The organism is Streptococcus dysgalactiae subsp. dysgalactiae (genome assembly GCF_900459225.1).
Taxonomy (GTDB): Bacteria; Bacillota; Bacilli; order Lactobacillales; family Streptococcaceae; genus Streptococcus; species Streptococcus dysgalactiae.
Genome location: NZ_UHFH01000003.1, coordinates 1729945 through 1743801 on the forward strand (window position 1 = coordinate 1729945; position 13857 = coordinate 1743801).

Genomic DNA, 13857 nt, shown 5'->3' on the forward strand with positions numbered 1-13857 from the left:
TTTATCACCTATCGCCTAGAGTACCTACCTAATTATTATAAAAGTCTGACAGCCCTTAGAAAAGACCAAGTATCACACAGACTTGTGTTCAAAACTAGACTTAGCTTTTGGGCTAACCAGCGGTTCTTCCTCTTGTTTATTTTTTTGTTGAAAGAGTGATTTGAGAAAATCCTCTAAGGCAGCCAGTTCGTAGGGAGAATTGTACTGCTTTAAGCGATAATAAGGCAAATCTCTCCTCAGCAGGTGAGCATTTTGATAGGTTATTAGGCCATCATACTCTTTTTGAGGATTATAGATTTCTAACTGAAAATCTCGATTATTGCCCAACTGTCGCCGGATGGCAAGCTCTACAATGGCCGACTCTACCTTGTTTGGCCCCAGTGACAAACCTATTGCAAGGGGGACTTGATGTCGCTCAATAGAAAAAATTAATAATTCTAAGATGTCGTCACTTAGACACTGGCTAAAGTCTGTTCCCTGAATAGCTAACCTCCCTGTTTGAAGCATCAAATGATTCATCATGACAGTTAGAATTCCTCGTTTTTCATCATCAACTAGCTGGTAAAGTTGTTCTTTATTCTTTGATTGACTGATTATCGCTCCCTTAAAGAAATAGCTTTTTGCAAAAAAGAGTCCTAAACCATAAATGATTTCTTCTTTGGTCTGCTCTGCAATCACTTGAGCCTTCTTCAAAAGCCATAAAGCTTCTGAAATCCTATCTGCAATCGGACCACCAAAACCTAGAATATACTCCATGCTGGCAACTGGAAGCAAAGGATAGGAGTGCAGAAAAGCAAATAAACTCTTGGCTTCAAAACTGTCAAATTCAAGAGCATAACGTCTTAAATAGTGCAAGAGCACGCTTTCTAAACGCTTGAAGAACCTATTAGAGACGATAAAGTCACTATCTTTTAAAAGATTGGAACCTTCACCTTTTTGGAAAGCCATACGCCTCTGAGAAATCACTAACCAAATCAACAACTGCTCTAGAGCATCTTTAGACAAGGCTTGACCAATCAAACGCTCAAATAGATTAGCTAAATGCGGTGCATCTATACAACTTGTTAAGTCATTAAGCCCTTTCTTAGTCAACGTATGCCGCCATAATTCAAAGTAGAAATAACGCCACTGCAGTTCACTGCCAACTTGTCTTCCCTGTGACAAAGCCAAATCAAATTCAGCCAATAACTGATTGAGATGGGCTAACTGCCTGTTCAACGTTGCTTCACTAACCATTAGTTCCGCTGACAGAGCTGTAATGTTGAACTGTTCATGACAGCACAGGTAAGTCAAGACTTGATAAGCGACCGACTCTTTCAAAAGCGCTGCAACCAATTCTTGCCATGTCAGCTGCCCATTTTCTTCCAAAAAGACGATATCTTTGTCTAACACCACCTGACAAGATAAGCCTTGCTCTTGACACAAATGATTAAGGTTATCAATGTATTTCAAAAGGGTCACCTTAGACAAATGGGATTGCCTCATCAAATCTTTTAGCAATAAGCTATTTTTGGAAGCATAGAGAGCCTGCAAGAGACGATATTGAGCTTTTCGTTCTTTATCCATTAACTCTTCAATCTTCATGACTATGCCTCTTTTCAAAGAGTTTTAGACAAGCTTCATGAAGATGATAGGCGGCATCACTGTGACCTTGTAAAAAGAGAAAATCTTGAAAAGCAAGATGATCATCAGTTAATTTCAGGGCTACTGCTTGGCCTAATTGATTAGCCAGCAGCAAAGTATTGGACTTGGACAAGAGCTGAGCACCAACTAGAACCCCATCCTCTTTCCGAGCTATTAATTTCAGCCAGAAAAGATCTTCTGAGTAGCCGAATTGGTACAAGTAACTACAAGTATCCATGTACAGTTCTGCTTCTTCCTCGGTTAATCCAACACTAGCACGATAATACCCAAAATGATGGCTCCCAAACACCTTAACCGTTTGGAGTGGCGGAATAGGGTAGCCCGCCAAATGAAGTGCCAGAGCTTGTCCTGTTTTTATGGCCTGGTTAATCAAAGGCGTGTAGTATGCCATTCCGAGAACACCAAAATAGGAAGGAATTAAATCTCCAATGGCATAGATGTTCTCCTGACTGGTCTGTAAATGTTCGGTCACCAAAATGGTTTTGTCCAAGGCACAAGACACTTGACCTTCTAAGAGATGACTATTTGGTCTAAAGTTAATCGCCAAAATTGCCAAATCTCCTTGAAACAATTCCCCTTGTTCTGTTTGGGCTACAATTGCCTCATCCACTTCTTGGATGGCTGTCACCCGAGTATTCTTGATAAAAGTGACCTGCCTAGCAGACATATCGCTCATAATAGGAGCAATCATCTCTGCGTCTGTCTGGTAGACATCTGGACGGTCAGCCGCCTCAAGAAGGACAACATCTTTTCCTCGCAGCGACAAACTATAAGCAAGATCGAGCCCAATTAAGCCCGCACCAATAACCAAGATTTTCTGGCTGTTCTCAATCAGGTCTAAACTGCTCTGGCTATCATGATAATATTTGGTTACCAAAATCCTACGACTGGGTTGAACCTCCATATAATGAGACTCAGGGGTCGCCCCCATCGCACAAACCAAAGTCTCATACGGTTCTTCAAAAATCCGTCCTTGGCTATCTTTGAGAATCAAGAGATTTGAAGACGACTGAATTGCCAGCACTTCTGCCTCAATAAATTTATGTTGAGAAGGCGGATCCTGATAAGGACTTTGCCACATGGCTTCAGATAAGTTGCCGATATCTCCTCTCAATAGTTGATTAAGCCCATTGGGAATATAGTTCGGTGCTTTTTCCTTATCAATCACAATCAACTGGCAATCGGGGTTGAGAGATTGGTATTTGTCCACAAAAGCCTGTCCAGCAAAGGAAGCCCCAATAATATGTATTGTTTTCGTTCTTGATGTCATAATCATATTATAGCAATTGTTACCAAGATATGAAAACGTTTTACTGTTATCACTTGAAAGAAGTCATCAAGGGATTGACTAAGCTAGCCAATCCCTCAATTCAGGAACGTTTAAGACATTATTTGGAAGAGCAAGACCGCTAAAGCTGCTCCAATCATTGGTCCCACAATAGGAATCCAGGCATATGACCAAGCAGAATCTCCCTTGTTCTTTATGGGCAAGATAGCATGAATCATACGTGGTCCAAGGTCTCGAGCGGGATTAATCGCATACCCTGTCGTTCCTCCTAAAGATAAGCCGATCCCAATTACTAGGAGACCCACACAAAGGGTTCCTAAACCTGCTGGCATATCGTACAGACCAAAAGCTAAAATACCAAGCACAAGGACAAAGGTCCCAAAAATTTCACTTAATAAGTTTGAACTATTATCTCGAATAGCTGGGCCTGTTGCAAAAGTTCCTAAAATATCAGCTGGATTATCTGCAGCGACATAATGTGGTCGGAATTGAAGGAATACCAGAACTGAACCCAGCATGGCACCTAGCATCTGAGCCAGACTATAAACAATAGCTGTTGGCCAAGCAATGGTTCCCTTCATAGCAAAGGCAAGGCTGACAGCAGGATTCAGATGAGCCGGAGCTATTTTCCCGCTGATAAAAGCTGCCACAGCAACTGCAATTCCCCATCCAGTGGCAATAACGATCCACCCAGATGCATGGTTTTTAGTTTTGGGTAGGACAACCCCTGCCACGACACCATTCCCTAATAAAACCAATAGAGCCGTTCCTAAAAATTCGCCAAAAATATCCATGTTAGTCCTCCTGCTGGCCTTTTAGGGCACTCAAATCATTTTCTGCAATCACACGACGAAGCTCTTCTTCCTGCTTAACTTTTTCATCAGTTGACCAGTCAAAGTGTTTACCCATTTCCTCAATAACTGGCACTATTAAAGCATCTAGACTATCTCGCATAAACAAGAGGTGATTGGTTCTTCTCAGGAAATAATCCGTTGGTTTAAGAGCCATTTCATAATCCATCGCATAGTGTAAGGATAACGTTTCTGCTAAACTCAATCCTTCAGCGGCCTTTAATTGACGAGTTAAGGCAAAGACTTTTGGCGCATTAGATCCATACAGATTAGCCAAATACCTAGCATCGTCCATGGACAGTCCACTAAGAGTGCCTAATTGCGCATAAGCTTCCAATTCTGAATCCACGTTGGCTGGGTTAATTTCACCGCCAGAAACTGGATAGGTGGTTGAATTGATAAGCTTAAACGATTTGCCGAAATCTTCTTTTAAGACTTGGATAATGACTTTCAAAGCACCTTCAGCCATCTTACGGTAATCCGTAATCTTACCTCCTGCCAAGGTGAAGAGGCCATTCTCGTCACGCTCGAAACTGGAACCACGAGACACCGCTGAAGGATCCAATTCTTTTTCAGAAGTGCTGGTTTCTACCTGTTTAATGGCTTTCTCGACGGCTTCTCGACTATCTTCATGGTTAATATAGGCTTTAACGGTATCAATTAAGTGGTCAAAACTGTCATCGCTGAGTTTACCGCTATTGCCACCATTGTAATCAGAGGCACTATTGCCTGACAATAAGGGACGAAGACCAGCCCAACTACTTTCAATATCATTAATAGTCACGTTAGCATTTGGGAAGCGGTCATTGACAATCTCTAACAAATAGTCCACATCTTCTTGGGTAACTTGTGGGTGCTGCAAGTCTCCAGTGTAATCTGTATCGGTTGTCCCAAAATAAGTTTTTTCTTCACGTGGCAAGACAAAAACCATACGACCGTCATTTAACCCTGTGTCAACATAGACAGGTTGAGACACCGGTAATTTTTGACGGTCCACTACCAAATGCACTCCTTTTGTAGGACGCATTTGATGAATCGGTTGTCCCTTATGAGAGAATTGACGAATCTCATCACTCCATGGTCCTGTGGTATTGATGACCAATTTAGCCTTGATGATAATTTCTTGACCTGTTAATAAATCACGCGCCTTAACGCCGATAATGTTACCTTTATCATCTAACAGGAAGTCTTCTGCCTTCACGTGGCTAGCAATAAGAGCCCCATCACGATTAGCACGCTTAATATTCTCAATAACAAGCCTTGCATCATTATTGCGGAAATCAAGGTAAACACCACCACCAAGCAAGCCTTCTTGTTTTAAATCTGGTTCTCGTTTTAAGACTTCTTCCTTGGTTAACACCTTGTTGGCCGCCGGCGTATTGGACACACCTGCTAGAAGGTCATACAAATCCATAGCGACCTTCAAACGAAACATGCTAAAGGTGCTGCCAGGTTCGTCATAAACAGGTAATAGCATAGGATCTGGCTTAGGAATATGAGGTGCAATCTGTTGGACGACAGCACGTTCTGAAACAGTATCTGAGACGACTTCAACGTCAAACTGTTTCAAGTAACGAAGTCCCCCATGAACCAATTTGGTCGACCGACTGGAGGTTCCTTCCGCAAAATCTTGCATCTCAATCAGACCGGTATCTAGGCCACTAGCTGCCGCCTGAAGCGCCACACCAGCACCCGTAATACCTCCCCCAATAATCAATAGGTCTAAATCTCTTTCTTGCATTTTTTGAAGAGCTAAACGTCTTGTCTCTTTTGAAAATTCCATTCCATCCTCCTCTAATTATTCTGCGTCATCATCTTGCGTGAACACTTGAGTTGCTTTAACAGCGCGTTTCCAACCTTTATATAATTTTTCCTTGCGAGATTCATTCATGCTAGCTTTGAAGAGTTGTCCAGTGGCGTTTAATTCCTTCAAAGCATCCATATCTTCCCAATACCCCACAGCAAGCCCTGCCAAGAAAGCTGCTCCTAGAGCTGTTGTTTCTAAATTTTTAGCACGAGCGATGTCAATCCCCAAAATATCAGCTTGGAATTGCATGAGCATATTATTCATGGCTGCACCGCCATCCACACGGAGTTGTTGAATGTCAATACCTGAATCGACCTGCATGGTATCAATAACATCTCGCACTTGATAGGCGATAGATTGCAAGGTTGCTTTGACAAAGTCTTCTTTGCTGGTACCACGTGTCAACCCAAAGACAGATCCACGCGCATTAGAATCCCAGTAAGGAGCTCCTAAACCGGTAAAGGCAGGAACAACGTAGACTTCATCATCACTGGTAGATGCTAATGCCAGCTGTTCAGACTCTGGTGAGGTCTCAATCATTTTGAGACCATCTCGCAACCATTGAATGGCAGAGCCTGCAATAAAAATAGAGCCTTCTAAAGCATAGTGAACCTTCCCATTAATCCCGTAACCAATGGTGGTCAAAAGGTTATTACTCGATAGCTGCATCTCATCACCAGTATTCATGATGATGAATGAACCGGTTCCATAAGTATTTTTCACCATACCAGGTTCAAAGGCTAACTGACCAAATAGGGCTGCTTGTTGGTCACCTGCCATACCAGAAATAGGCACTTCCCCACCATAGAAATGGAAAGGAGCCGTTTTGCCATAAACTTCAGAATTGGATTTAACTTCTGGCAGCATCGCCTTAGGAATATTTAGCAAGTCAAGAATCTCATCGTCCCACTTGAGCTCTTTGATGTTATAAATCATGGTTCTGGCAGCATTGGAGTAATCCGTCACATGAACTGCTCCATCTGTTAATTTCCAAACCAACCAAGTATCAATGGTTCCAAAAAGTAACTCACCTTTTTCAGCTCGTTCTTGAGCACCTGGCACATGGTCTAAAATCCAACGGATCTTAGTTGCAGAAAAGTAAGCATCAATAACCAACCCTGTTTTTTCGTGAATCATTGCGGTGTGGCCATCTTGTTTGAGTTGCTCAGCAATTGGAGCGGTTTGGCGCGACTGCCACACAATAGCGTTATAAATCGGAAGACCTGTCTTTTTGTCCCAAACAACAGTTGTCTCACGTTGGTTTGTAATACCAATGGCATCAATTTGTTCCGGCTTGATACTGGATTCAATAAAAGCACCAGCAATCACAGACTGGACAGAATTCCAAATCTGATTGGCATTGTGCTCTACCCAACCTGCCTGTGGAAAAATTTGTGGGAACTCTTTCTGGCTACTGCTAATCTTTTCTCCTTTTTTATTGAAAATGATTGCCCGTGAACTAGTGGTTCCCTGATCAATGGCCATGATGTACTTTTCTTGTGACATGCGTCATCCTCCTTTTTGGTAAGCGTTTTCTTTTTTCTTGTTTCTATTATAACGAAATTTGATACAAATGTATTATCAGAAATTTTTAAAAGCTCAAAAAAACTGATAAGATCCCTACCTTACCAGTCAACTTTTTCTTAACCCTTTTCAACAATGATACCTGCTAGTATCTCACATTTTTCAAAAAAAGGGCCCTATGGCCACTCTAAAGATTCAGAGTGAGCGCGTAGAGCCGTAGAGAACTATGTCTCTTAACCATCAGGGCATTATTCCCAACGTCTAAGAGACTATAGGCCATTGGACACGATTGTCATTTCTTTGATGGTCATGAAGCATTCCTACTCATTAATCGGTTCAGAGGATTTTTCCACAATGTCACCTGTGTTAGCATCAATAGTGTAGCTGTATTCCTGATCTTTATGATGGAATTCAACGTCATAGACTGCCATGCCATCTTCATTTTCTTGACTAACGGTTACCATTTGAGCATCTGCTTCTGACACAGAAGCATCCTTAAAGGCAATTGATTTTGCTTTGTCTTCTGAAAGTTTAACTTTCTTGCTAGTTTGGCTTGTTTTTGGTTGATTATGCATGTGATCATCTTTATCATCCATGTCACAAGCAGCAAGGCTAAGTAAAGAGAGGCTGGCTATGGCTAAGAGAGAGAATTTTTTAATTGTCATAAGTACTACCTTCTTTCTTTTATTGCTTCTATTATAACTCAAATACATGATTTTTCCCAATATTTTGACTACACAATATAAAAACGTGTGGTCACTTTGGAAGTGTGATGCCGCTAAATAACAGTCATCACGATAAACAAAATGCAGCCCTAGAGCTGCATTTCTTATGATCTGGGGTCATCTAGCGAACGGCCATGCAAGCCTTTTTCGCGTTGCACTTGTCTTAATTTTTCAGGTGTCACGTCATTGCCTTCTTCATCCACAAGTTTAATGCCTTCGATATGGTGTCTAACAGAACGACGATAACCTTCAATATATTCTTCACGTAGCTTTGCCTGTTCCACCTTTTCTGGACCAGTTAGTCCTACCGTTTTTTTCTTTTTAGCAAGCTCATTGATACGAGCGATTTTTTTAGGATCCATACGGTGTCACACAGGACAGTTGACAGCAACAAGTTATGTGGGATTCTCTTCTTATTTTCAGAAAAAGAAATGCCTACTTCTTTACTTGTCACAAAGGGGACCTCTCTAGAACATCTAAGAGTTTCTTCTCAACTGCCCTCTCCTTTCTAATTACTTGGTGTTTAACTGATTAAATGCTGCAATACTCTTGGCCTTGCCAACCAAGACAGCTAAGAGAGCTAAACGATTGTTTTTAATAGCCTGGTCGTCTGCCATAACCATGGTATTATCAAAGAAGTCGTTAATCACAGGGCTAAGCGCGAAAACTTGTTCTACTTGGTTCTCGGCGCTTCCCTCTAAAGACAGGGATTGAATAGCTGCAAACAAAGCTTGTTCGTGGTCATTCTCAAAGAGACTAGGGTCTACACGGACAGACGCGTCCGCTTTCTCTGCCAAATTAAAGGCACGTGATAAGGACTCAACTGCTGGTTTATAATTTTCTGTATGACTAGCGTTCACAAGTACTTCAGCTGCCGCTAATATTTCAGGAACCACAAAGGTTGAACTCTCTAAAACTGCTTCACGAATATCTTTTGGAATTGCTTTGCCCATCATCTTATCCACACGAGCTCGAATAAAATTCATCACATCCACCTTATTGGCATAGTTCAAACTATCAAAGGACAAGTCATATAAGCTATCTACCAGCTTATCCATTGGGATGCGCCATCCAAAATGCTCAAGAATACGGACAATCCCTTGGGTTGCACGACGTAGAGCATAAGGATCATTAGAGCCAGATGGAATCAATCCAACAGAGAAGAAGGAAAGAAGGGTGTCTAATTTATCTGCTAAAGCTAGGACTGCACCAACTTTTGTTTCAGGCAAAACTCCTTCTGCAGCATCTGGCAAATAGTGTTCACGAATTGCTGTTGCCACTGCAGGGTTCTCACCAGCTAATAAAGCATATTTTTCACCCATAATACCTTGCAGCTCGTCAAATTCACCCACCATACCTGTTAACAGGTCAAACTTGTAAATTTGAGCAGCACGGTCAACAGCTGCCTCTTCCTCAGCAGATAAGTTAGCTTCTTTAGCGAGGGATGCTGCGATGACGCGTGTACGATCCATATGTTCAGCAAGAGATCCAATTTTTTCATGGAAAGTCACGTTAGCTAGCTTGGCTACTAAGTCAGCAACCTGTAATTTTTGGTCTTCACGCCAGAAGAATTCACCATCTTCCAAGCGAGCCACCAAGACTTTTTCATTCCCTTTAATAACATTGTCAATGGCTTGGTCGTTACCATTACGAACAGAAATAAAGTTTGGCATCAAGCGACCTTCTTGATCACGTACGACAAAATAGCGTTGGTGGTTTTTCATTGATGTCACAAGCACTTCCTCGGGAACATCAAGGTATTTCGCATCGAAACTTCCCATAAAGGCCGTTGGGAATTCGACCAAGTTCAAGACCTCGTTGAGCAAGTCAGCATCAATATCCACTTGTACTCCTTGAGCTGCCTCAATTGCCTTGATTTGATCCACAATCATCTCTTGACGCTCTTTAGCATCAGCAATAACAAACTGGCTGCGCAAATCATCCTCATAAGAGTCAGCACTGGTGATCGTTGTCTCTTTTCCAAGGAAACGGTGACCACGGCTGACGCGTCCAGAATGGATATCCAAGAACTCAAGGTCCAGAGCTTCATCATCCAAGAGTACAGTAAAGGTGTGAACAGGACGAATGTATTCAAAACTATTTTTAGCCCAGTGCATGCTGACCGGGAAGGTCATCTCTGCCAACACTTCTGCAACCCCTAGAAGTACTTCCTTAGCAGGTTTTCCAGCTTCGTGTTTGGTCACATAAACATATTCTTCTCCTTTGACTTCGCGGAATTCGATAGCATCTGTGGTCAAACCTTTACCACGAACAAAACCTTGTGCCGCCTTTGAGAAGTTGCCAGCCGCATCCAAGGCGATTTTTTTAGCAGGGCCTTTGAAATCCTCTGTCAAGTCTGTTTGTTGATTAGCAAGCCCAATCACACGCGCTGCCAAGCGACGTGGTGTTGAAAAGGTTTGTATATCTTCAAAAGAGAGACGATTTTCTGTTAAGAAAGTCGCCAAGCGCTCTCCCAGTTGTTTTTCACTTGGTGTGACCACGTAGGCTGGAAGTTCTTCCAGACCTAGTTCGATTAGTAGATTTTTGCTCATTTTATTCTCCTACTTTTTCTTGATACTTTTCTTAGGGGGCTCGGACGGCAGAAAACTCCTTTGGAGTTTCATGCCTAATTTTCAAGCCTATAGGTTTGAAAATTCCTTCAAAAATCAAGGAAGACACCTTAATCTTTGTTCCCCTATAGCGAAAAGCATCCTTGAGGCGACCTTCGGTCACCCACTTCTTGCTCGCTTCTAACATTACAAAGCTCACAACTAAAATCGTATTTAAGACAACTTATTCGCCATCTTCAGCTAGTAAAGCTGCTCGTGTTTTTTCGTCCAAGAGTGGGAAGCCAAGCTTCTTGCGTTCTGCAACAAAGGTCTTAGCAACGATACGTGCTAAGTTACGGATACGGGCGATGTAGCCAGCCCGTTCGGTTACAGATACCGCTCCACGAGCGTCTAGCAGATTGAAGGTATGCGAACATTTAAGCACGTAATCATAGGCTGGGTGAACCAAACCTTCTTCCAAAGCACGTCCTGCTTCTTTTTCAAACTTCTCAAAGTTTTCTAGGAGCATGTCTTGGTCTGAAATTTCAAAAGAGTATTTTGAATGCTCATATTCAGGTTGCAAGAAGATTTCACCATATTTAACACCTGGTGCCCATTCGATATCATAAACCGAATCCACTTCTTGAATGTAAGAAGCCAAACGCTCCAAACCATAAGTCACTTCAGCTGTTACTGGTGAAGTCGCAAGTCCACCAACCTGTTGGAAATAAGTGAACTGTGTGATTTCCATCCCATCAAGCCAAACTTCCCAACCGAGTCCCGCAGAACCAGTTGACGGGTTTTCCCAGTTGTCCTCAACGAAGCGAATGTCATGTTCCAATGGATTGATACCTAATTTTCCCAAAGACTCAAGATAAAGTTCTTGAATGTTTGATGGTGATGGTTTCATGACCACTTGGAATTGATGGTGTTGGTAAAGACGATTTGGATTTTCCCCGTAACGACCATCAGCCGGCCGGCGTGACGGTTCTACATAAGCCGCATTCCATGGCTCAGGACCGATGGCACGCAGGAAAGTATAAGGGCTCATGGTCCCAGCACCCTTTTCATTATCATAAGCCTGCATGAGCATACACCCCTGATCATTCCAGTATTGTTGTAAGGTCAAGATGATTTCTTGAAAAGTTAGTTTTTTAGACATAGTGTCCTCCATTATAAATTTCTTGTAACAGGAGCCGTTTGTCGCCGACAATGCGGCAAACGACGAGTTAGTACAGTATCTAGCTCAGTCATACTAGCAATGAGCGTTTGACAATACGACTAAAAGGAGAAAGTTGCTCTTGACACTGTGAAAAGTCAATTTTTTTGTTGACATAAATTCTCCATTCTGAAAGTTTAATATCTTGCGACGTGAGTGTCAGCAGCCAATAATGCTGCTGACAGCGAGCTAGTGCATAGGCTAGGCAAGTCGCTATTCAGCGATTGCTGTTTGGCATTAGACTGGTTATGTTTAGTTCCCGGTGTCTACTCCTGCTTCTTACAGGCAAACAAGCTCCTTGGTAATCGCTTTTCATCCCAGTTGAAGCTTTGATTCGGAGACCTCACTATTGAGTGAATCAATAACAAAAAACCACGCTCCTCGCCTCCCATGTCCATAGACATAGGGGCGTCAAAACGCGGTTCCACCCTAATTTATTACTTCATTGTCTTTAAATTGTAGTTCAAGTCAAGTCGCCTTTTTCAAATCTCACTTGAACAGAAAGCGCCAATCAACAATCCTAACATTCGGCTCTCACCACCCCGAACTCGCTTGAGATAAAAACTAGTCATTTTCTTTCCTAACGACTAGTTTAACATAAAATACCCGACTTGTCTAATAGGGAACTAGTATTCAGCTTAAGGTCTTAAGCTTTGGTCTGAGTACCGTTTGGGATAATCACTTCTGCCAATAACTTATTTTCTTCACGAATACGGAGGTAAATCACAATCACATAGCACGGGAAAAGCAACATAGCTGTGATTTGCGCGTGGCAAAGCAAAGCAATCCCCACGAGCTCTGGAGCGATATTCAAGAAATAGTTAGGATGCTTAACTGTCTTGAATAACCAGTGGTCAACATATTTATGGTCTTTGGCCAACATTAACTTAACAGTCCAGATGTCACCTAAGATACGTGTCACTTCATACAAAATAGATATTGAAAACAGCATGAGCAAGAGACCTAACAAACTGATGCCATCAAACTTAATTTGTTTAAGAAGGGCTTCTATCACCGCAAAAACATAAATCATGATATGAAGTAAGGTCAAGAATTTTGTATTTTGGACACCAAATTCTTGTCCTCCCTTGGCTAAAATGGCTTTTTCGTTTTTAATGGATTTTTTTAAGAATACTAATCGAATAGTAAACATCGCTAACATCACTAAAAAGATGATCACAATAGAACTCCTTATGTTTTAATTTATCGTTTTTTCACAAAACACTAATAAAGATTATAACTAAATGACAAATACTTGTCAAACCGTTTTCAAAAAAAGATTCAACCCGCTTAAGTTAAATCTTTAGTGTTAGGCTAAAAGTTAGTCGTATCAGGATTTGGGACCTCTGACATCCCTGATAGATGACGAATGCTATCTTTATCTTCCTGTGTCAAGCTCACATCAAAAATAGCCATATTTTCCTTGATGCGATCTTCATGAACGGATTTAGGGAGGGGAATAAACCCTTCCGATAGGGACCAGGCTAAGGCAATTTGTGCCACCGTTTTATTATATTTATCAGCCAACTCCTGCATGGTCTTATTATCAAAAATTTCCCCTTGTCCTAGTGGACTCCAAGCTTCTAGTAGAATTCCTTTCTGCTTACAGTAGTTAACCACTTCTTCTTGGAAGCATCCTGGTGCCAAACGAATTTGGTTCACAGCAGGACTTATGGTAGCAGTCTTACTAAGTGCTTCGAGATGATGCACCATAAAATTACTGACACCGATTGAGCGAACTAAGCCTTCTGCAACAGCTTCTTCCATATAACTCCAAGCTTCAGCATTTGCATCTTGCCAAGAATCACGTAGGGCTTTTGGATTTGGCCAATGGATGAGATAGAGATCCACATAGTCCAGACCTAGGCGATCAAGAGAGCCAGTCAAGGCTTCTTTAGCCCCTTCATAACTATGGGCATCATTCCAGAGTTTAGTTGTAACAAATAACTCTTCCCGAGGAATCCCTGAATCTTTAATGGCTCTTCCGACACTTTCTTCGTTTTTATAGATAGCTGCTGTATCGATATGACGATAGCCTGCTTTAATAGCTGCTAAGGTAGCTTGATAAGCTTCTTCGCCATTAGCAGCCTGGTAAGTTCCAAATCCTAAAACCGGAATATCATAACCACTAGTCATTTTTACTGTTGTTACCATCATAAGCTCCTCCTTTAATAATGGTTTCTATAAGCGATTACCACAACTTATTCTAACATATACAGAGGAAAAGTAAAAAGGATTGGTATTCCAACC

The 13857-nt window shown here is 41.8% G+C and carries 11 protein-coding genes; all 11 read right to left on the bottom strand.

The genetic code is table 11. The features are described from left to right. Positions 1-72 precede the first annotated feature (72 nt). Entirely contained in the window at positions 73-1584 is a 1512-nt protein-coding gene (locus DYD17_RS08900) for a helix-turn-helix domain-containing protein (RefSeq protein ID WP_115253084.1), read from the bottom strand. Further along, a complete protein-coding gene (locus DYD17_RS08905; protein ID WP_003052239.1) occupies positions 1574-2914 on the bottom strand; it encodes an NAD(P)/FAD-dependent oxidoreductase in 1341 nt (446 codons plus the stop codon). The genes DYD17_RS08900 and DYD17_RS08905 overlap by 11 nt, the downstream gene beginning before the upstream one ends. 110 nt (positions 2915-3024) lie before the next feature. Further along, positions 3025-3726, bottom strand: coding sequence for an MIP/aquaporin family protein (locus DYD17_RS08910; RefSeq protein WP_003052241.1), 702 nt, complete (start codon positions 3724-3726; stop codon positions 3025-3027). 1 nt (position 3727) lies between these two features. Continuing rightward, positions 3728-5566 carry a type 1 glycerol-3-phosphate oxidase gene (gene glpO, locus DYD17_RS08915; protein ID WP_003052244.1) on the bottom strand — a complete coding sequence of 613 codons (1839 nt, stop codon included), beginning with the start codon at positions 5564-5566 and terminating at the stop codon, positions 3728-3730. 15 nt (positions 5567-5581) lie between these two features. Further along, the gene (glpK, locus tag DYD17_RS08920; protein ID WP_003052247.1) at positions 5582-7096 is read right to left on the bottom strand and encodes a glycerol kinase GlpK; all 1515 of its coding nucleotides are present in this window, start codon (positions 7094-7096) and stop codon (positions 5582-5584) included. Between the two features lie 338 nt (positions 7097-7434). Continuing rightward, on the bottom strand, positions 7435-7779 hold the full coding sequence (locus tag DYD17_RS08925; protein ID WP_003052249.1) for a PepSY domain-containing protein: 345 nt from the start codon (positions 7777-7779) through the stop codon (positions 7435-7437). Between the two features lie 164 nt (positions 7780-7943). Beyond that, positions 7944-8201 (bottom strand): DUF896 family protein, encoded by a 258-nt coding sequence (locus DYD17_RS08930; protein WP_003052251.1) that lies wholly within the window; start codon positions 8199-8201, stop codon positions 7944-7946. Positions 8202-8351: 150 nt separating this feature from the next. Further along, positions 8352-10391 carry a glycine--tRNA ligase subunit beta gene (glyS, locus tag DYD17_RS08935; protein ID WP_003052253.1) on the bottom strand — a complete coding sequence of 680 codons (2040 nt, stop codon included), beginning with the start codon at positions 10389-10391 and terminating at the stop codon, positions 8352-8354. A gap of 241 nt (positions 10392-10632) precedes the next feature. Then, complete coding sequence (gene glyQ / locus DYD17_RS08940; RefSeq protein WP_115246355.1) at positions 10633-11550, bottom strand: glycine--tRNA ligase subunit alpha; 918 nt, start codon at positions 11548-11550, stop codon at positions 10633-10635. A gap of 703 nt (positions 11551-12253) precedes the next feature. Then, positions 12254-12787: an isoprenylcysteine carboxyl methyltransferase family protein gene (locus DYD17_RS08945; RefSeq protein WP_003052261.1), complete on the bottom strand. Its 534-nt coding sequence runs from the start codon at positions 12785-12787 to the stop codon at positions 12254-12256. Positions 12788-12921: 134 nt separating this feature from the next. Continuing rightward, positions 12922-13761 carry an aldo/keto reductase gene (locus DYD17_RS08950; protein WP_037585133.1) on the bottom strand — a complete coding sequence of 280 codons (840 nt, stop codon included), beginning with the start codon at positions 13759-13761 and terminating at the stop codon, positions 12922-12924. Between the last annotated feature and the right edge of the window lie 96 nt (positions 13762-13857).

Excerpts from the sequence above, each read along its gene's own strand:
- DYD17_RS08900 (WP_115253084.1), bottom strand. The coding sequence starts at position 1,584 with ATGAAGATTGAAGAGTTAATGGATAAAGAACGAAAAGCTCAATATCGT.
- DYD17_RS08905 (WP_003052239.1), bottom strand. The coding sequence starts at position 2,914 with ATGACATCAAGAACGAAAACAATACATATTATTGGGGCTTCCTTTGCT.
- DYD17_RS08910 (WP_003052241.1), bottom strand. The coding sequence starts at position 3,726 with ATGGATATTTTTGGCGAATTTTTAGGAACGGCTCTATTGGTTTTATTA.
- glpO (WP_003052244.1), bottom strand. The coding sequence starts at position 5,566 with ATGGAATTTTCAAAAGAGACAAGACGTTTAGCTCTTCAAAAAATGCAA.
- glpK (WP_003052247.1), bottom strand. The coding sequence starts at position 7,096 with ATGTCACAAGAAAAGTACATCATGGCCATTGATCAGGGAACCACTAGT.
- DYD17_RS08925 (WP_003052249.1), bottom strand. The coding sequence starts at position 7,779 with ATGACAATTAAAAAATTCTCTCTCTTAGCCATAGCCAGCCTCTCTTTA.
- DYD17_RS08930 (WP_003052251.1), bottom strand. The coding sequence starts at position 8,201 with ATGGATCCTAAAAAAATCGCTCGTATCAATGAGCTTGCTAAAAAGAAA.
- glyS (WP_003052253.1), bottom strand. The coding sequence starts at position 10,391 with ATGAGCAAAAATCTACTAATCGAACTAGGTCTGGAAGAACTTCCAGCC.
- glyQ (WP_115246355.1), bottom strand. The coding sequence starts at position 11,550 with ATGTCTAAAAAACTAACTTTTCAAGAAATCATCTTGACCTTACAACAA.
- DYD17_RS08950 (WP_037585133.1), bottom strand. The coding sequence starts at position 13,761 with ATGGTAACAACAGTAAAAATGACTAGTGGTTATGATATTCCGGTTTTA.